Below are 17,790 nucleotides of genomic sequence, written 5' to 3'. Positions count from 1 at the left end.
TCATTTCAAGGGCAGGCCGAAGACTCGCTTGTCGGTGGCGACGACGAGTTGGCGTGAGCCGTGATGGGGCATCAACGACGCTTCCTCTTCCCCCTTGCCAGGGACAACCCACTTGGTCTCGCGTTTGTCGCGGTCGACTGCGGTTATCAGGCGCGCACCTTTTGAGGCGAAGTACAGATACCGATCACCGGCGGCAGGCACGGCGTGGGGCGGGATCTCTGTCGCCCATGGCGCTTCCATGTCCCATTGGAGCTTTCCGGTTTTCGCGTCCAGGGCCACCACACCGCTTCCGGGCACGGAGGCGTAGACAGTGCCGTCATGATAGAGAGGCGTACCGTAATACCCGTCTTTTTCGCCTTTTTTCGGCTCGGGAGGCTTTCTTCCCTTACCGAAGCGCCACGCCGTCTTGCCGTCCTTCACACGAAGCGCCACTACTTCGTCGAGGCCCAAGTAGATGTGGCCACCCTGATCCGTACCGGCTGTGGACAGCTCACTGTTCACCGCTGCGTCGAACTCTCTCGACCACACCGTTTTTCCTGTAACGACGTCGACGGCGAAGACCTGATCGATATCGACCATGACCATCATGCCGTCCGACGCGGCGATGACCGTCACCCCAGCCGTTTTCCTCGTCTTACGCCAACGCACCTTCCCCGTGCGAGCGTCCAGACCCACGTATCGCCGCTGCGGCTCTTCGAACTCCCCGTCGAAAGCGTCCTGGATGACGACGAACCCTTCATGCACACCGAGCACGTCCGCGCCGTTCCCGTCCCGCAGACCCACCTTGTGCAGGTCCGCCACACGGTCTGCGAACTCGGCGGTCTTCGGATCCACCCGGTAGAAGTCGAGCTTGTGACTGACCTGGTAGAGATGGTCACCGTCGACGTGAGGGGGCTTGTTCCCCTGAATGTACTTGTTCGTGCCTTTCCGCTTCCCTTCCATGTCGAATACGGTGAGGCGTACGTCCGAGGCGACGGCCACGTAATCGCCCGCCATCACCGCTTGAAGGTCCCCTTCGTCGAACGGAGACTGCCACGAGGGATCGGGGCCGCCCGCGGCCGCGGTGTCGGAAGGTGGTGACACTGCCGGCTTCTCGGTGCCGTCGGGCCGCGTCGTGGCCCAGGCGCCGGCCCCCGCCGCAGCAGCCACGAGCCCGGCACCGCCCCAGAGCAATACCCGTCGTCGAGTCGAACCGGTGACGCCCGAACAGGTCGTCCTCTCCGCCTGGCCATCCGTCGGCGCGGCCAGGCGAGGAGGAACCGCATCCCAGACGGCCTGGCACCGCCGCAGGATCTCCGCGTGCACGCCATCGGGCAGCAGGTCAGCGAATTCGACTCCGCCTCCCAGCTGTTCGGCAAGCTCGCGAGTCGTCGGCCGCTGGGACGGATCCTTGGACAGACACCGTTCGAAAACTTCCACCAACCCGGGCGGCACCCGGGAGAGGTCCGGCTCTCCGTATCGAACTCGGTACAGGAGGTCCGCTGCCTGGCCGACTCCGAAAGGAGCACTGCCGGTGCACGCGAAGACCAGCACCCCGGCCAGGGCGAAGACGTCACCCGCAGGGGTGTGCTCTGCGCCGGTGGCCTGCTCCGGCGACATGAAAGCAGGGGTGCCCGCCGCGGCGCCCGTCCGGGTAAGCCGGTCATCTCCGGCGGCCCTCGCGATACCGAAGTCGATGACCTTGGGACCGGCCGCAGACAAGAGGATGTTGGAAGGCTTCAGGTCACGGTGCACGACATCGGAAGCATGGAGTTGTGCGAGGGCGTCGCACAGCCGCGCTCCAAGAGCTCGGGTGGCATCCTCGGGCAGCGGTCCACTCAGGGCCACTGCATCGTCCAGCGGAGGTCCGAGAACGTATTCGGTCGCCAGCCAGGGGGTCTCCCCCAGGACGTCCGCGTCCACCACTTCGGCTCCGTGGCGCCCACCGATCACCCGGGCCGCGTCGACTTCCAGCTGGAACCGGGTCCGGAATTCCTGCTGCGCGGCGAACTCCGCGTGCATCGTCTTCAGCGCGACGGTACGCCCGCGCGGGGCCCGTCCGAGATAGACGGTCCCCATGCCACCACTGCCGAGCCTGGCGATGAGCCGGTAGTCACCGAGACGTACGGGATCGTCGTGCGTGAGAGGAAAGGCCACGGCAATCAGTCCACCGGCACTGCGTAGATGTTGCGACGGTCATCAACGATGACCACACCTGGGCGGCTTGCCACCACCGTTCCGGGATTCCCCGAGAACTCTCCGGATCCGGCCATGGCGAGCCGCCACACGAGGGAGCCATCGCGAGTGTCAAGGGCGTCGATCTCGGCCATACCCGCCCGGAGAAGCACACGTCCCGACGCACTGAGTGACATGGACGAGAGGTTGTAACCCTGCTCGTGCGGGTTGGCGTGCTTTCTTTTCCACTTGACCCTCCCGCTCCGGTAATCAATCGCATAGGTCGTCACATCGCTGTCGGCGATGTACACAGTTCCCCTCCGTACTGCTCTGTGCGCGTTCACTCCCCCTTTGACCGCGACAGTCCAGCGTTCCTTGCCCCTGCTCAGGCTCATCCCGCGCAGCCCCTCGACGGTGTCGGCAATCAACAGGTCACCTTCCAGCGGGAGGACGAGACCGTCGGACGTGCTGGAGATGTCGTCGTACTCCTTCTTCCACTTACGCCTGCCATCACGTCGGTCGAGAGCGACGAAGGCGAAGTTGTCCTGCGAAAACTCCAGCCCCGTGCCGGCCACGAGGATTTCTGACTTCAGCAGCGCAGGACCGATCACCCCGGGGCCGGGTGGCGTCAAGGTCTCGACGAACCCGGCGGGTATGGGCGCACGCCACAGCTTCTTGCGCCGCCGAAGGCTGTACGCGATGACAGCCTGCTCCAGCTCGTCCCCCCCGCTGAAATCCTCAGCGAGGAACCACAGCACCCCGGCCTCGGCCGCCAGGAGGAGAGCCATTGAGGGAGGCTGCATGTACGCCCTCTCGCGCCATTTGACCTTTCCCGAGCGCGCGGAGAGAAGAAGGAACTCCCCTTGGGATCCTCCGGATGCGACCAGGACATCACCATGCCCCGCATCCAGAATCTGCGAGGGCAGCACGTCGTCGCGGGACCACTCCTTCTTCCCCTTGACGATGTCGAACGCCACGATGCCCCCCTTGTGGCCCATGAGCAGGTATCTCCGCTCGGCCAGCAATGAGGAGTCCTCCGTAGACCTGTCCGGGAGCCCGAAGTGCCACAGCGGTGCGGGCGCGGCCCCCCGGATCTGCTGGGCGTGGGGGCCGGTCTTCTCGGGGCCGAAGACTCTCCAAGCCGTGACGCCGGCGGTGCCGAGCGCCAAGCCGGCCGCAGCCGGTGCGACCGCGGTGAGTACGGAACGGCGGGACGGAGATGAGGACGGGGCGGCGGCAGCCGGGGGGCCCGCTGGGGAAGCAGTCTCCACCTCGGCCGTCCCATTGACCGGCGGTGGCGATGTGGGAGCGCCCTCGAAGGACTCGGGAGTTTGTGCGGCCTGCGAGTCCATCGCAGCGACGAGGCGCTCGGGAAGTTGGCCGTCGGGAACCGGCGTCGAGTTCTGCAAGACGCGCAACAGCTCCTCGGCCCGCGGCCGATCAGCCGGATCGGCCGACAGGCAACGGGCCACCACCTCTTCCCATTGGTGCGACGGCCCGTCCTGCTCGTCTTCCGCCCCTCCGGCGAAGGCGAGGACAGCGGCCAGTGCATAGACGTCTCCCGGCGGCTGAGGTCGGCCCCCCGCTCGCTGCTCGGGCGGCAGGCTCACCTCAGCGACACCGGGGACCGCGTGGCGCTCGGTGCCCTCCACCGAAGCAGCCCTCACGAGCCCGTACCCGGTAAGCAGTGGACCGTGCGGCGTGAGCAGCACCGACCGCGAGGATATCCCGGCGTGGACCAGACCCTGGCTGTGCGCATGCCACAACGCCTCGGCCAGCGCCACTCCCCAACCCCGCACCACCTGCCCGGGAAACGGCTCGCCATGCGCCGTCAGAGCGACTCCCAGTGGCAGAGCGGGGAAGCAGTCGTAAGCCACCCACGGAATCCGAGCGCCGGCTGCCGAGGTGCTCTTGACCCTGGCGACAGACCGGTGACCGAGTCGGCGGGAGTTGTTGGCCTCCGACCAGAAGCGCAGGCGGTAGCTCGCGTCGTCGGCACGCGCGCCTTCGGGCGCCATCAGCACGCAACGATCGCCGTCGGGACCGGCCGCGAGCCACCACCCCACACCGTCTGCGGACGTGTCGAGCCGCTCGACGCGGCGATATCCATCCAGGCCGCCTTCCTCCCCTCGGGCAGGTGCCGTGGCCTGGTGTTCTTCGGTAGCCGGCACGGGCTCACTCGGTATCGGCATGTCTTCTCGTTTCGGTCAGCCCAGCGGCAGGGCGTAGACACCGCGCCCACTGACGACCAGGGCGTACTCGTCATTCAGCGCGACTTTGCGCCGTCGCAGCACCGTTCCCGACGCCGACGGCCGATCGGTGAAGCGCCACAGAAGTGAGCCAGTGCGGGTCTCGAAAGCGTCCACCTCGACGTCGTTGGCGGAGAGCAGCACTCGCCCGTCCGGAGTGACGGCAGTGTCCGGAGTGGCATTCCGCGTGGTCGGCTCCAGGTCGAATGTGGCCTCGGTGCGCCAGGCGAGGTTACCTGTCCGCGCGTCGACACAGTGGGTCGCATAAGTGCTGTCGCTCACGTAGACCGAGTGCTTGTGTGAGACGGGGACGCCGAGGAAATCCGGTTTCTGCTCGTTCTTGTCCTCAGCCGTGACCTTCCACCTCTCCTTGCCCTTCTCCCCCAGCCCGTACGCCCGCAGGGACGCCCCCTTGGCCGCCACCAGGGTCGCCGGGTCGGCGACCGTGGTCAGGTGGGCCGACGCGGCCGGCTCGTAGGTGCGTGTCCACCGCTCCCTGCCCGTTTCGCGGTCGTAGGCCGTCAGGCGCGGGGGCTCGCCCTTCTTCGCCGTGACCACCACGAGGGTGTCGGCGAGCAGGTGACTTTCCCGGTAGCCGGCGGGCAGGGGGTTGCTCCACAGTTCGCGGTCGTCGGTGATGTCGTACGCGACGACGGTGCGGGACGTGGAGGACGAGCGGGCGCTCTCCACGACGAGCCAGACGACGTGGCCGTGGGCGGCAAGCACTGCCGTGTACGGCCGGCGGCCCCCTTTGCGGTAGCGCTCGGAGTGCCATCGGGTCTTCCCGTCCCGGGCGCCGAGTGCGAGCAGGTCGGAGCCGGCGAGCAGGACCAGGCCGTTGCTCAACGGCCATGCGCGGCCCGAGGGTTCGGCTTCCGCACGGCGCCAGAGTTCGTCGCCGGTGCGTACGGCGACGCCGACCGCTGCCTTTCCGTCCGCGAGGACGGCGACCTCGTCCTTGTACAGGAGAGGGGCGAAGTCCCGCACCGGATCGGCGAGGTCGTAGCGCCATGCCGGGGTCGGCGGGGCGCCCTTGAGACGTTTGCGGGTCTTGCGTCGCGCGGCCAGCTTCTCGGCCGGGGTGGGCTCCGGTGCGGAGTCGGACGTCACGGCCCAGGCCACGGAACCGCCCACGGCGGCCCCGGCGACGCCGGTCCCGACGGCCGTGAGGAGCGAGCGCCGCGAGGGGGTGGGGAGGCGGCGGCCCCGGGCGCGGGCGGAAGGGGCGGGCAGGGGCGCGGAGGGCGCCGGGCCGGACACCGGTGCGGCGGCACCGTCGAGGGCCGTCGGCTCCGGGGCCGGTTCCGCCGCCGGCGCCGCCTCCTCGTCGGCCTCCGCCGCCAGGACCGCGGCGGCCTGCGCCGCGAGGGAGGCACTGACGCGCCGCGGGAGCCAGCCCGGGACGATCATGCTCGCGGCCCGGCCGCCCCCCGCACCGTCCAGCACAGTGCCACCCGTCATGGCGCCACCCTGGGGATCGGAAGGGCCCGACGGGGCCGCCGGCCCACCGTCCCACAGCGTGGCAACAGGACCGATCGACGGCGGCCCAGAGGGCGGCAGCGGCTCCGAGGGCGGCAGCGGCCCCGAGGGCGGCGTCGGCGGCGGCACGGTCGCGGATGCCGCCGGAGGCGTCGTGGGTGGTGTCGCCGGAGGTGCGGTCGGAGGCGTCGTGGGCGGTCCGGTGGGGGGCACCGCCGGCGATGTCTTCGGAGGTGACGGTATGGACGCCGATATGGACGCCGGCGACTGTGCGCGGGGCGGCGGTGGGGGAACGCGCGGGGCAGAGGGCACGTACCCAGGCAGAGGCGGGCCGCAGGTCTCCAGTGCCGCCAGGAAGTCCGCCGCCGTCGGGCGGGCCGAGGGGTCCTCGGCCAGGCAGGAGGCGAGCAGTTCGCCGAGCTGCCCTTCGAGCGGTCCGGTCGGGGCGGCTCGCTCCGCCGGGTGGGGGGCGGCGCTTTGGGGCTGTCCGGTCGCCGCGTAGGCGAGGACGGCTCCGAGGCCGTAGATGTCGCCGAGGGGGCGGGGGCGTCCGCCCGCGATCTGCTCCGGGGCGAGGAAGGGGTGGGGTGGGCGGGGCGTACCGTCCGGGGCGGTGACGCGGGCGGCTCCGTAGCCGGTCAGCCGGGGCCCTTCGCCGGTGAGGAGGACGGCGTCGGCCCGGACACCGGCGTGCGCGGTGCCGTCGGCGTGGAGGCGGGCGAGGGCCTCGCCGAGCGCCGTGCCGACGGCGAGCAGGGTGCGGGTCCGCAGGGGACCGTGCGCTTCCACTGCGGCCGGGAGCGGCAGCGCGGGGCGGTACGGGGAGGCGTACCAGACGGGCCCACCGGCGGGGCCGCTGACTTCGCCGACCGGCAGCAGCCAGGGGCCGCGCGGCGTCCCGTCCTGGCCGGCCCGCTGTGCTGCCAGGGCTTCCGTGTGGAAGCGGCGGGCGTGGCCGGGGTCTTCCACGGCCTCCAGCGGCACCGTGCTGATGAGGACGGTCCGCTCTCCGCCGGGCGCGACGCCCACGAAGCGGCGCGAGGCGGCGCGTATCTCACTCGTGTCCGCGTCGAGCCGGCCGACGAGGGTGTAGGGCCCGAGCCGTCGTGGGTCGTCCTGACGTAGCGCTTCCATTCCCCCTGTCGCCCCTCCCCCTGAATGACAACGCTGTTGGGCAGCCGCGCCGTGGACGCGCCGCCGCTGATGACGGCCGTACGCGTGGCGGCCCTGTGGTGACGGAGGGGAGCGAGCCTACGCCAACCGGTGTCACGGCAGCCACATGGTGCACGCGTGCCCTCACCTTGCGGAGTGGAGTCCTGAGGAGCACGGAGGGACGCGGGGCGGGCGCGGAGCGGCAGGGTGCGAGCGGCCGTGAGACCACTCGGCCGTGTGACCTAAATCACATAAATTCGGATGCATGGCCGTGAAAGTCGCCCCTCCACTGTTCACCCGGTGACCGGTGGGTGAGTCCCGCTCGCCCACCACAGGCACTCTCCGGAAGGAGGAGGACAACCATGGCAGTGCCTACGACCGGCAGCAGCATCGAGCACCACCCGGATCTGGTGGAGATGCGTGCGCGGTACGAGAAGGCCGGATCCACTCCGACCGCACAGCTCGTGGAGGGCCTGAGCTTCCTCGCGGGCCTCTACATGGCGATCTCACCGTGGGTCGTCGGATTCAACACCTCGACGAGCCTGGCGGTGAGCAACCTCGTCGTCGGCTTGGCGTTCGCGGTGCTCGCCTTCGGTTTCGGATCCGCCTACGAGCGGACGCACCTGCTGGGGTGGACGGCGCCGCTGCTCGGAGTCTGGGTGATCATCTCGCAGTGGGTGATCAACGGTGCGCCGGACACGACGTCGATCGTGGTGAACAACGTGATCGCGGGTGGTGTCGCGGCACTGTGCGGCCTCGCGGTCATGGGCCTGGCGATGGGAAAGAAACGGAAGGGGTGACGGCCACCCTGAGCAACCCGTAACGGGCGGAGCGGTACCCCACCGCTCCGCCCGTCGCGTACGCCGCAGGCCCTCGCGGCCCACCGCCGGATGGCGCCGCAGCGCGTGCGCGGCCGGGCCGGGTGGGCTTGGCTGGAGTGAGCGACGTCGGCGGTGGAGCCCGGATACCGCGGACGGTCAGGGAGGAGGCGGCTGACGCCCCATGGGCAGCGGTACGGCGCAGCGGATCGACGCCTTCCAGCAGCGGCACCGCTGGGTCGGAGGGCCCCTCGCCGTCGTCTACAAGGTCTTCGACGACCAGGCCCTCTACCTGGTCGCGCTGCTGACGTACTACACCTTCCTGTCCATCTTTCCCGTGCTGCTGCTGTTCGTCTCGGGCCTGGGGGCCTTCCTGGAGGACAACCCGGACCTCCAGCGGAGGCTGATCGACTCGGTCCTCGGCGAGTTCCCGGTGCTCGGGGACCAGCTGCGGGGGCGTATCCACCCGTTCCGCAGCAACGGGATCGCCCTGGCGATCGGTGTGATGGGGAGCCTGTACGGCAGCCTGGGCGCGGCGCAGGCAGCGCAGTACAGCCTGAACAAGATATGGGCGGTGCCCCGGCACCTGCGGCACAACCCGTTCCGGTCGCGGCTGAAGGGCGTGTTCTTTCTGGCCACGGTCGCGGCCGGACTGTGCGTGACGCTGCTGTTGTCGGTGGCGGCCTCGAAGTCGCAGACGTTCGGCACGGAGCTGGGGACGGGGCTGCGGACGGCGATCACCGCGGTGGCCGTCGCCGTGAATACGGCGTTGCTGCTGGCCACCTACATTTTCCTCACCCACCATCAGGTGCCGCTGCGGCGGCTGTGGGCCGAGTCCCTGGGGGCGGCCTGCGCCTGGCAGGCGCTCCAGTGGGGAGGCGGCTACTACGCCACCAGTGTGCTGCGGGGGGCCAGCGCGACGTACGGCATGTTCGGGATCGTGCTGGGCCTGCTGGGCTGGATCTATCTGGGGGCTCTCATCTTCGTCCTGGCGGCGGAGGTGAGCGTGGTGCGCACGCACCGGCTGTGGCCGCGCAGTCTGCTGACTCCGTTCACGGACCGGGTGTGGCTGAACTGGGCCGACCGCAGGGCGTACACCTCGTACGCGACCACGGAGACCTTCAAGGACTTCGAGACCGTCACCGTCGAGTTCGACCAGCGCCCGCCACCCGGCGACCCGCCGTCCGACGACCCGCCCGAGGACGGCGGGCCGCCCGAGGACGGACCTCTCCAAGACCCGCGCTGAACTCGCCGTGAGCCACGGAGGGAGAGCGTGCGGCACTTGCCCATTCGGTTCGCCGCCGTCCGGGTCCTCCGCCGGTTCGAGCGACTGGCGCCGGGCCGGTCAGCCCGGGTGCCGGGATCCGGCGCGGAATCCGACCATCCGCCAGATCCGCACCTCCCGTACCGCCCCGGGCAGTTCCCGCACGAGAATGCCCGCGGCGAGCATCCCGACCACCGCGACCTGGGCGATCAGGACGCGTCGTGCCCAGCAGGGCGTGTGGTGTGGCGCCGCGGTGGCCGCGGTGTCCGCCGGTCGCGTAGCTCGCGTAGGTCGTCGCTGCATGGTGCTGCTCCTCAGCCGGGCGAGATGTTCGGCATGATCTTCATGATGGCGTTGTGCTTCTTCCAGTGGATGCCCGTCGAGCGCCGGGCGTCCGCCGTACCGTCCTCGTGGTGGCCGGTCTGACGGCTGTTCGGTCCCTTGTTGCCCTGGTGGATGCCGAAGACGTGCGTCGAGGCGTCCGGCTTCACGTGGGGCTTTCCGACCCTGATCCGGCCCATGGGGTCCTCCTTGGCTGGTCTGTCTCCTCGTGCCTCGCCGGCTCGCCCCGGCTGTCGGTGCGCTTCACCCCGACTGTTCGGTCAACTCGGCGAAGAACCTGTCGATCTCCGGCCACACGCGGCTGCCGCCGGTGAGTCCGCGCCACTCCCTGCGGACGACGGCGACCATGCGGAAGCAGTCGTCGACCGGGACGATCCAGTGCTGCCGCCGGCCCTGCACGGTGTTGACGAGCAGAGCTTCGACGTCGGCGGCGAGTGTCGCCAGCGCAGGGCACTCCCGTACGGCGCCCTGCCACGCCTCGGGGTCCAGCTCCCACTGCGTCGGCCCCGCCGGGCTCGGGTAGTGGGCGTGGACGCCGCCGTCGGCGTGCGGGACGAAGAAGGCGAGGCCGACCGGAACACCCAGCGGGGCCGTCGGGACGGGTTCCAGACGCGTGCGCCGCTGCGGGATCAGCCGGTAGTGGCCCTCACTGGCCGCCTCCCGGGCGAACAGCACCGAGCACGGGCGGCAGGCGCACAGCATGTGCCCGCCCGCGGGCCCCGCCTCGCCCGTGCCCCCACCCGTGACCCCGCCCGTGCGCGCCCCGGCGCCGGGCCCACCGGCCGGAGGGTCCTGCGTACCGCCGTCCGTCCCGGTGTCGAGCAGGTGTCTGTGGTCGGCCGGGACCGGGGCGCCGCACAGGTCGCAGCGTTCGGTGTCGGGCGCCGGGCCACCGCGCTCCGCCGCGGTGCGGATCACGCGGGCGAGCGCGCCGGAGGTCACGTCGCCCCCGCGGCCGGTGCGGCGGTGGGCAGCATGTCCGTCAGCGGGACGAACGCGGGTGCCGGTGCGCTCGCCACGCGCTGGACGGCGGTCAGTTCCGGGGCGGCGGCCAGCAGCGTCTCGCGTACGGCCTCCTCGACGGCGGACGCGGAGGATCCGCACCCCTTGGCCGTCACCCGTACCGAGGCCACACCCGCCTCGACGCCCACGAGTTCGACGTCGGCACCGCGCTGCGCGAGCACGGCCCGCACGCCCTCGACGGCGTCGGCGACGCGCCGCTCCACCGGGTGCGGGTGCAGTTGGTGCAGCACCAGCAGGTGGTGCAGCAGCCGGTCGCCGGTGAGCGCTCCGGTCAGCTGGGGGCCTGCCAGGTCGCGGACGCGGGCCAGGGCCTCGCCGTAGACCTGCGTCAGTCCCCGTACGGCCTCCAGCGCGGCCTCGGCGGTGGGGCCCGCCACGCCCTCGACCCGTTCGAGCAGCTCGTCGAGGCGGGCCAGGCGCGCTTCGACGTCCGCGTCCGCCAGCCGGTGGGCCGAGACGGCCGCCCGGTCCTCGGCGGTGGCCGGCTCCTGGTCCTCAGCCATGGCCGGCTCCGGTGGCCGCTGCCCCGAAGGTCGGTGAGTGGATCTGCCGCAGTTCCTTGCCCTTGCCCAGGTACATGTGCACGCCGCACGGCAGGCAGGGGTCGAAGCTGCGGACGGTGCGCATGATGTCGATGCCCTTGAAGTCGTCCTGGCCGTTCTCCTCGAAGATCGGCTGCCCGGTGACGGCGTCCTCGTAGGGGCCCGGTGTGCCGTAGTGGTCCCGCGGGCTGGCGTTCCAGGGGGTGGGCGGGTACGGGTGGTAGTTGGCGATCTTCTTGTCCTTGATCACCAGGTGGTGGGAGAGCACACCGCGGACCGCCTCGTGGAAGCCGCAGCCGATGCCTTCCTCGGGCAGCTCGAAGTCGTTGAAGATCTTCGTGTCGCCGCCCCTGACCAGTTCCATGGCCCGCTCGAGGAACTCGAAGGCCATGGCGGCCGAGTAGGCGACGAAGTAGGGGCGGGCCCGGTCACGTTCGATCGTGTTGGACCACTTGGGGATCTTCCACTCCAGCGTCATCTCCGGCAGTTGGCTGCTCTTGGGCAGCGTGATCTTCACGCTGTGTCCCGTCGCCTTGACGTAGGTGGTGTCCACCAGGCCGTTGAGCGCGGTGGACCACAGCCTGGCCAGTGGGCCGCCGCCGGTGTCCAGCGCGAGGTGCTCGCCGCTCTTCTTGTCGAACCAGCGGGGGCTCATCACCCAGCTGTACTTGTCGTCGAAGTCGCGTTTCTGCGGCGCGGGGACCGTCGTCTGGTTCCAGGGGTGGCGCATGTCGACGGGGTTGCCGAGGGGGTCGTGGGTGACGAACGGCTCCTCGTTGACCCAGTCCTCGTAGTACGAGGAGCCGAGCAGGATGCGCATGCCGAGGTTGATGTCGACGAGGTTGTTGGTGACCAGTTCGCCGTCGACGATGATGCCCGGGGTGACGTACATCGCCTTGCCCCAGGTGTTCATGTTCTCGTACCGGTAGTCGCACGCCTCGTAGTTCTGCCAGGCGCCCCAGCACCCGAGCATGGTGCGGCGCCTGCCCACCTCCTCGTAGCCGGGCAGCGCCTCGTAGAAGAAGTCGAAGACGTCGTCGTTCATGGAGACGGACTTCTTGACGAAGTCGAGGACCTTCATCAGCCGGGAGAGGTAGTCGGTGAAGGTCGTCGGCTCCGGCATGGTGCCCACACCGCCCGGATACAGCGTGGAGGGGTGGACGTGGCGGCCCTCCATCGTGCAGAACATCTCCCGGGTGACGCGGCTGACTTGCAGCGCCTCCTTGTAGACGGCGCCCTCGAAGGGGTTGAAGGCCCGCATGATGTCCGCGATGGTGCGGTAGCCGTGGATGTGCCCGCGGGGGGAGGCGGTCTGCTCCGCCTTGGCCAGCACACCAGGGTTGGTGATCTTGACCATCGCCTCGCAGAAGTCGACGAACACCATGTTGTCCTGAAAGATGGTGTGGTCGAACATGTACTCGGCCGCTTCGCCGAGGTTGGTGATGTGCTCGGCCAGCGGCGGCGGCTTGACCCCGTACGCCATCTGCTGCGCGTAGTTGGAGCAGGTGGTGTGGTTGTCGCCGCAGATGCCGCAGATGCGGCTGGTGATGAAGCCGGCGTCCCGCGGATCCTTCCCCTTCATGAAGACCGAGTAGCCCCGGAACAGCGACGAGGTGCTGCGGCACTCGGTCACCTCCCGGTTGGCAAAATCGATCTTCGTGTAGATCCCGAGATTGCCGATGATCCGGGTGATCGGGTCCCAGGACATGTCCACCACTTGCGGTGTCTTGCGCTCCGCCTGGGGCCGGGCCGCGGTTGCCGTCATGTCAGTCCTTACCTCGTCGTTCGTGGTGTGGGTACGCGGTGGTGGTCGCTCAGGCGCGCCAGTGCGGGTCGTAGCCGCTGGTCAGTTCCGGGCCGTTGTGGTGCCACTTGGGCTCCCGGTTGACGGCGATGTTGGTCAGGCCGCGCATCCGGCGGATGAAGGCCCCGTACGGCTTGATGAGGGTCGAGGAGAGGCTGCCGCCGGTCGGCTCGTCCATGAACGGCATGAACGCGTCGGGGAAGCCCGGCATGGTGCACCCGATGCAGATGCCGCCTACGTTCGGGCAGCCGCCCACCCCCGACATCCAGCCGCGCTTGGGCACGTCGCAGTTGACGACCGGGCCCCAGCAGCCGATCTTCACCTGGCACTTGGGCGAGTTGTAGTCCTTGGAGAAGTCGCCCTGCTCGTAGTAAGCGGCGCGGTCACAGCCCTCGTGCACGGTCTTCCCGAACAGCCACTGCGGCCGCAGCATGTGGTCCAGCGGCGGGGGCGGCGCCGAACCGGCCGCGTGGTGGAGCACCCAGGTGAGGGTCTCCATGAAGTTCTCCGGCTGGATCGGGCAGCCGGGCAAGTGCACGATCGGCAGCGCACCCGCTGACCTGAAGTCCCATCCCAGGTAGTCCGCGAGCCCCATGCATCCGGTCGGGTTGCCCGCCATCGCGTGGATGCCGCCGTACGTGGCGCACGTGCCCGCCGCGACCACCGCCCAGGCCCGCGGCGCGAGCCGGTCGAGCCACCAGTTGAGGGTGAGGGGCTCGCCGGTCTCCTGATCGTTGCCGAAGGAGGTCCAGTAGCCGTCGCCCTCGATGATGTTCTGGTTGGGGATCGAGCCCTCGATGACGAGGATGAACGGGTGCGGCTGCTCGCCCTTGGCCGCCGCCCGGAACGGAGCGAGGAAGTCCTCGCCGCCGACGGTGGGCGAGAGCACCTTGTTGTACAGATTCACCTTCGGCAGGCCGGGGACGAGGCCGAGTACGACGTCCTCGATGGCGGGCTGCCCCGAGGCCGTCATCGAGACGGTGTCCCCGTCGCAGCTCATGCCCTCGGAGATCCACAGAATGTCGATCTCCTCGATGCCCTGCCGCTGGTCGGCCCCGCTCGGGTGCTCGCTCTTGCGGGCTGTGCCGCTCTCGATCGTCATGTTTTCGGCCTCCCTTGCAGCCGGTCACGCAGTCGGTCGTGGACGGCCGTGACCGGAGCCGCCGTCGCCAGCCCCGGTGGCTGGTGGTCGGGGGCGCCGGGATGCGGCCTGGTGGGGGCGGTCTGCTTGGCGTGCTGGGACGGTTCGCGGACGAGTGGCGCGGAGGCGCCGGTGTCTGCGTCGGCATCGGCGTCTGCTTCTGCTTCTGCTTCCAGGGGGTGGACTTCGTCGGTGCGGAAGTAGAAGTAGCGGCCGTACCAGGCGTTCACCTCGGCCGCCGGGTCGTCGTCGAGGGTGACGGCCAGGTGCACGCTGCCGTCCACGTCGTGGAAGACGCCCGCGATCTGCGCCGTGCGGCCGGCGAGGAAGATGTCGTGCGCGTCCGCGCCCCGGGCCCGCGGCCGCAGCACCACCCGGTGCCCGCGCCGCACCGGTACGCCCGCGACCAGCACGCTGTCCGTCGACGGTGAGATCCCCTCGTCGCCGCCCTCTTGCCACCAGGGCGTGGTCGCGCGCGCCGGCGCCGGGTCGTCGCCGTCGGGCGGGGGCTCGGCGGCGGCCGGCACCGGCGTCGATGTCGACGTCCGTGCGGCGGAGTTCCCCTCGGGCTCCAGCGAGCGGATCGCGCCGTGCAGACGCGCGAAGACCTCCCGCGGCATGTTCTCGACCTGGTCGAGGATCGCGGCCGCGCGCGGGTCGGTGGCCCTGGCCTCCCGCTTCTCCTCGTCGGTCAGCAGGAAGGTGCGCAGGGAGAGGATCTCGTCGATCTCGGCCGCGTCGTGCAGGTCGCCGGGGCTTTCCGGCGCGACCTGCGGGTGGTCGGACAGGAGGATCGGCGAGGAGAGCATCATCCGCCGCGTGCCCTCCTCCCCCGCCAGCACGGGGAAGGTGTGCAGATTGCGGCACGTGTCCGCGTGAGGCGCCGCCCAGGCGGGCGGGTCGATGAGGGAGACGAACTCGACGCCCTCTCCGCCCAGCAGGGTGTGGGTCGCGATCAGGGCGTGCCGCAGCGCCTCGTCGCGGGGCGTGCCGGGCGGGACGGTGTCGTCGGTGTTCTCCGTGCGGACGCTCAGGCGGTGCGCGCCGGGGCGGTCGGCCAGCGGGTGCGCGGACAGCGTGGTGCGGGCCGCCAGCGGGCGGCGGTACCTGACGACGCGGAGTGCTTCACCGTCCGCTCCTGCCAGGGCGGTGGTCTCCTCGCCGCCGGGGACGCCGGCGGGGAAGGTCCGCTCTCCCGCGAGCAGGTCGGCCAGTTCCACCTCGATGTCGGTCTCGTGCTCCACCGCCTCGTCGAAGGACAGGTGGAGCTCGCCGCCGAGGTCGGCGGACTCGACGGGCTCCCAGATTCCCTCCCCGTCCCGCGTCGGGACGCGGCGCTCGACGCGCTTTCCCTGCACCTGGAGGTACCGCACCCGGACGCGCAGCAGGGCGTCGGAGGCGGCCTCCACCAGGCACGCGGTGTGCTGCCGCCAGGACTCGGCGGCTCCGGCGACGCTCGGCGGCACGGGTCCGTCGGCTTCCACCCAGGGGCGCGGCGCGAGGATGCCGAACTGCCAGCGCACCCGGTTCTTGGGCGAGGAGCGGCGGTAGGGGTAGAGCAGGTAGCCCTCGTAACAGATGGCGTCCGCGACCGCGCGGACCTGCGCGAACTCCGCTTCCGCCGACCGCGTGCCGGGCTCCGCCCGAGCCGGACCGTCCACTGCCGTGCCTCCCGGTCGCCGCATCGGTGCGCGTCCGCGCACACCGGCGTCCATATTTGCACCGTTTTGTCAGATTTGCGCGCTCTGTTGGCACGGGTGTGGCGCGGCGGGTTCGTCGGGGGCGGCCGACGTTTGAAGAGGATTCTTCCTGGTACTTCGTGATGCGTGTGGCTCCTGAGACCGCCTGGGGTGTACGCCCCGCAGGGCGATTCCGAACTGTTGCTCGAAGCCCTCGCGGGGACGACCTTCCCCCCGGGCGCGCGGATGCTGGACGTGTGCACAGGCACAGGCGTGGTCGCTCTCGCGGGCGCCCGGCTGGGCGCCCGCGAGGTGCACGCCGTGGACATCTCGGCGCGGGCCGCCCTGGCCGCCGCCTGGAACGCCCGGCTGCGAGGGCTGCCCGTCCGCGCGCACCGCGGTGACTTCCTGGAGCGCGCCACCGGCCGCTTCGACATCGTGACGGCGAACCCGCCCTACGTGCCGTACGCGGGGCCTGGCCAGGACTCCGGACGACGTGCGCGCGCCTGGAACGCGGGGCGCGACGGACGCAGGTTCGTGGACCGCCTCTGCGAGGCGGCGCCGCGGCTCCTCGCGAACGACGGCGTCCTGCTGATGGTCCACTCGCGACTGTGCGGCCCCGACCGGACGCTGGAGATGCTGCGCGGCTCCGGTCTCGACGCGGCGGTGACCGCGCGCCGCGTCCAACCCTTCGGCCCGGTACTGCGCGCCCGCGCGCGGTGGCTGGAACAGCAGCAACTGATCTCCCCCGGACAGCGACACGAGGAACTGGTGGTCATCCGTGCCGACCTCGTCCCCGCACGAGAACGCCCCGAGCGCGAAGAGCGGTCCGCCTCCCGACAGCCGTGAGGCGCGGCCCGTACGACGCGTGACCCTCGAACGCGGCGGCCCCGTCCTGGTCGAGGGCCCGCTCGAGGTACGCCTCGACGACGGGCGCACGGTCACCTCCGACCGCTTCATGGTGGCGCTGTGCACCTGCCGCCGCAGCCGCACCTACCCCTGGTGCGACACCAGCCACCGCCGCCGCTCCCGCCCCGGGCCGGAGAGGACGCCGGCGGACGCGGACGCCTCCGCCGACTGCGAAGCGGCTGGACGGCGTCGCTCACCGGAAGGCTGAGCCCACCCGGTTCGGGCCCGGCGCGGTCCTCGCCGGTTCAGGGCAACGGGGTGCCGCCGGTGGCGTTGAGGATCTCGGCGGTCACGTAGGTGGCGTCCTCGGAGGCGAGGTAGACGTAGGCAGGCGCCATCTCGGCCGGCTGGGCGGGCCGCTGGAACAGGCTCTTGGCGCCGAACTGGCTGGTGTCGGGGAGCGTCGAGGGGATCAGCGGCGTCCATACGGGCCCTGGCGCGACGGCGTTGACGCGGATACCGCGCTCGGCGAGGTTCTGGGCCAGGCCCTGGGTGAAGGTGACGATGGCGCCCTTGGTCATGGCGTAGTCGAGCAGGTGCGGCTTGGGCTGGTAGGCCTGGACCGAGGTGGTGTTGATGATGCACCCGCCCTGCGGGATGTGCGCGAGCGCCGGCTTCGTGACGAAGAACATCCCGTAGAGGTTGGTGCGCACCACCCGGTCGAACTGCTCGGTGGTGATGCCGTCGATGCCGTCGGACTGCGCCATCTGGTAGGCCGCGTTGTTGACGAGCACGTCGATCCGGCCGAGGCCGGCCGCCGCCCGCTCCACGAGGCGGCGGCACTCGGCCTCCTCCCGGATGTCGCAGGCGACGGCGACCGCGCGGCGGCCCGCGTCCTCCACGAGACGTGTGGTCTCCCGCGCCTCGTTCTCCTCTTCGGGCAGGTGGCTGAAGGCCACGTCGGCGCCCTCGCGGGCGAACGCGAGCGCGACGGCGCGCCCGATGCCGGAATCGCCACCGGTGATCAGGGCGCAGCGGCCGGCCAGCCGTCCGCTGCCCCGGTAGGTGCGCTCGCCGTGGTCGGGGCGGGGCTCCATCTCCTCCGTGTCACCCGGATGCCGCTGGTCCTGCTGTGGGTACTCCGGCTTGGGGTGCTTGTCGGCGGGGTGCCCGCCGGTCGGTTCGTTGCCGGTGGACTCGGGGCTCATGGTGTTCCTCCAGATGCGGCAGGTGGGTGACGGCACGCGGCGGGCGGTGGCGTGACCGTTGCCGGGCCGTCACCGGCCAGACCGGT

General features: G+C 70.6%; 15 protein-coding genes. 4 read left to right on the top strand and 11 right to left on the bottom strand.

The genetic code is table 11. The annotated features are described in order from the left end of the window. Genes DQ392_RS24125 through DQ392_RS24115 form a run of 3 tightly spaced genes read right to left on the bottom strand, consistent with a single transcriptional unit; the run spans position 1 to position 7,016 of the window. Positions 1–2,136, bottom strand: a complete 2,136-nt coding sequence (locus DQ392_RS24125; protein ID WP_114017807.1) for a serine/threonine-protein kinase — start codon at positions 2,134–2,136, stop codon at positions 1–3. Between the two features lie 5 nt (positions 2,137–2,141). Beyond that, positions 2,142–4,346, bottom strand: a complete 2,205-nt coding sequence (locus DQ392_RS24120) for an outer membrane protein assembly factor BamB family protein (protein ID WP_114017806.1) — start codon at positions 4,344–4,346, stop codon at positions 2,142–2,144. A gap of 15 nt (positions 4,347–4,361) precedes the next feature. Further along, on the bottom strand, positions 4,362–7,016 hold the full coding sequence (locus tag DQ392_RS24115; RefSeq protein WP_114017805.1) for an outer membrane protein assembly factor BamB family protein: 2,655 nt from the start codon (positions 7,014–7,016) through the stop codon (positions 4,362–4,364). Positions 7,017–7,396: 380 nt separating this feature from the next. Between DQ392_RS24115 and DQ392_RS24110 the strand changes: the two genes are divergently transcribed. Then, complete coding sequence (locus DQ392_RS24110; protein ID WP_114017804.1) at positions 7,397–7,834, top strand: SPW repeat protein; 438 nt, start codon at positions 7,397–7,399, stop codon at positions 7,832–7,834. Between the two features lie 202 nt (positions 7,835–8,036). Next, positions 8,037–9,098 carry a YihY/virulence factor BrkB family protein gene (locus tag DQ392_RS24105; protein ID WP_114017803.1) on the top strand — a complete coding sequence of 354 codons (1,062 nt, stop codon included), beginning with the start codon at positions 8,037–8,039 and terminating at the stop codon, positions 9,096–9,098. A 99-nt stretch (positions 9,099–9,197) separates the two neighbouring features. On the opposite strand, the gene DQ392_RS34120 is transcribed toward DQ392_RS24105, so the two are convergent. The 7 genes from DQ392_RS34120 to DQ392_RS24075 all read right to left on the bottom strand — a co-directional run bounded on the left by DQ392_RS34120 (position 9,198) and on the right by DQ392_RS24075 (position 15,653). Next, positions 9,198–9,419: a hypothetical protein gene (locus DQ392_RS34120; protein ID WP_147266562.1), complete on the bottom strand. Its 222-nt coding sequence runs from the start codon at positions 9,417–9,419 to the stop codon at positions 9,198–9,200. 11 nt (positions 9,420–9,430) lie between these two features. After that, positions 9,431–9,637: a hypothetical protein gene (locus DQ392_RS24100; protein WP_114017802.1), complete on the bottom strand. Its 207-nt coding sequence runs from the start codon at positions 9,635–9,637 to the stop codon at positions 9,431–9,433. Positions 9,638–9,701: 64 nt separating this feature from the next. Beyond that, on the bottom strand, positions 9,702–10,400 hold the full coding sequence (locus tag DQ392_RS24095) for a DUF5947 family protein (protein ID WP_114017801.1): 699 nt from the start codon (positions 10,398–10,400) through the stop codon (positions 9,702–9,704). After that, a complete protein-coding gene (locus DQ392_RS24090) occupies positions 10,397–10,984 on the bottom strand; it encodes a NifU family protein (protein ID WP_114017800.1) in 588 nt (195 codons plus the stop codon). Before DQ392_RS24090 ends, DQ392_RS24095 begins: the two co-directional genes overlap by 4 nt. Continuing rightward, entirely contained in the window at positions 10,977–12,788 is a 1,812-nt protein-coding gene (locus DQ392_RS24085) for a nickel-dependent hydrogenase large subunit (protein ID WP_114017799.1), read from the bottom strand. The genes DQ392_RS24090 and DQ392_RS24085 overlap by 8 nt, the downstream gene beginning before the upstream one ends. Positions 12,789–12,837: 49 nt before the next feature. Then, positions 12,838–13,929: an NADH-quinone oxidoreductase subunit B family protein gene (locus DQ392_RS24080; protein ID WP_114017798.1), complete on the bottom strand. Its 1,092-nt coding sequence runs from the start codon at positions 13,927–13,929 to the stop codon at positions 12,838–12,840. Further along, positions 13,926–15,653, bottom strand: a complete 1,728-nt coding sequence (locus DQ392_RS24075; RefSeq protein WP_425470593.1) for a hypothetical protein — start codon at positions 15,651–15,653, stop codon at positions 13,926–13,928. Before DQ392_RS24075 ends, DQ392_RS24080 begins: the two co-directional genes overlap by 4 nt. Positions 15,654–15,818: 165 nt before the next feature. Here DQ392_RS24075 and DQ392_RS24070 point away from each other — a divergent pair, with 165 nt between their 5' ends. Both DQ392_RS24070 and DQ392_RS24065 read left to right on the top strand, forming a co-directional pair. Then, positions 15,819–16,496 (top strand): HemK2/MTQ2 family protein methyltransferase, encoded by a 678-nt coding sequence (locus DQ392_RS24070; protein WP_245981865.1) that lies wholly within the window; start codon positions 15,819–15,821, stop codon positions 16,494–16,496. Next, positions 16,429–16,764 (top strand): CDGSH iron-sulfur domain-containing protein, encoded by a 336-nt coding sequence (locus tag DQ392_RS24065; protein ID WP_425470592.1) that lies wholly within the window; start codon positions 16,429–16,431, stop codon positions 16,762–16,764. The genes DQ392_RS24070 and DQ392_RS24065 overlap by 68 nt, the downstream gene beginning before the upstream one ends. Positions 16,765–16,801: 37 nt before the next feature. Here DQ392_RS24065 and DQ392_RS24060 read toward each other — a convergent pair whose 3' ends face one another. Further along, positions 16,802–17,704 (bottom strand): SDR family oxidoreductase, encoded by a 903-nt coding sequence (locus DQ392_RS24060; protein WP_114017795.1) that lies wholly within the window; start codon positions 17,702–17,704, stop codon positions 16,802–16,804. Between the last annotated feature and the right edge of the window lie 86 nt (positions 17,705–17,790).

This window comes from Streptomyces reniochalinae (assembly GCF_003323735.1).
In the GTDB taxonomy this organism is placed as follows: Bacteria; Actinomycetota; Actinomycetes; order Streptomycetales; family Streptomycetaceae; genus Streptomyces; species Streptomyces reniochalinae.
Note: the sequence above shows the minus strand (reverse complement) of the source record. Positions and strands in the feature narration are given on the sequence as shown.

Coding starts and splice junctions, on each gene's coding strand:
- DQ392_RS24105 (WP_114017803.1), top strand. CDS start 8,037: ATGGGCAGCGGTACGGCGCAGCGGATCGACGCCTTCCAGCAGCGGCAC.
- DQ392_RS34120 (WP_147266562.1), bottom strand. CDS start 9,419: ATGCAGCGACGACCTACGCGAGCTACGCGACCGGCGGACACCGCGGCC.
- DQ392_RS24080 (WP_114017798.1), bottom strand. CDS start 13,929: ATGACGATCGAGAGCGGCACAGCCCGCAAGAGCGAGCACCCGAGCGGG.
- DQ392_RS24120 (WP_114017806.1), bottom strand. CDS start 4,346: ATGCCGATACCGAGTGAGCCCGTGCCGGCTACCGAAGAACACCAGGCC.
- DQ392_RS24100 (WP_114017802.1), bottom strand. CDS start 9,637: ATGGGCCGGATCAGGGTCGGAAAGCCCCACGTGAAGCCGGACGCCTCG.
- DQ392_RS24075 (WP_425470593.1), bottom strand. CDS start 15,653: ATGCGGCGACCGGGAGGCACGGCAGTGGACGGTCCGGCTCGGGCGGAG.
- DQ392_RS24060 (WP_114017795.1), bottom strand. CDS start 17,704: ATGAGCCCCGAGTCCACCGGCAACGAACCGACCGGCGGGCACCCCGCC.
- DQ392_RS24085 (WP_114017799.1), bottom strand. CDS start 12,788: ATGACGGCAACCGCGGCCCGGCCCCAGGCGGAGCGCAAGACACCGCAA.
- DQ392_RS24090 (WP_114017800.1), bottom strand. CDS start 10,984: ATGGCTGAGGACCAGGAGCCGGCCACCGCCGAGGACCGGGCGGCCGTC.
- DQ392_RS24110 (WP_114017804.1), top strand. CDS start 7,397: ATGGCAGTGCCTACGACCGGCAGCAGCATCGAGCACCACCCGGATCTG.
- DQ392_RS24115 (WP_114017805.1), bottom strand. CDS start 7,016: ATGGAAGCGCTACGTCAGGACGACCCACGACGGCTCGGGCCCTACACC.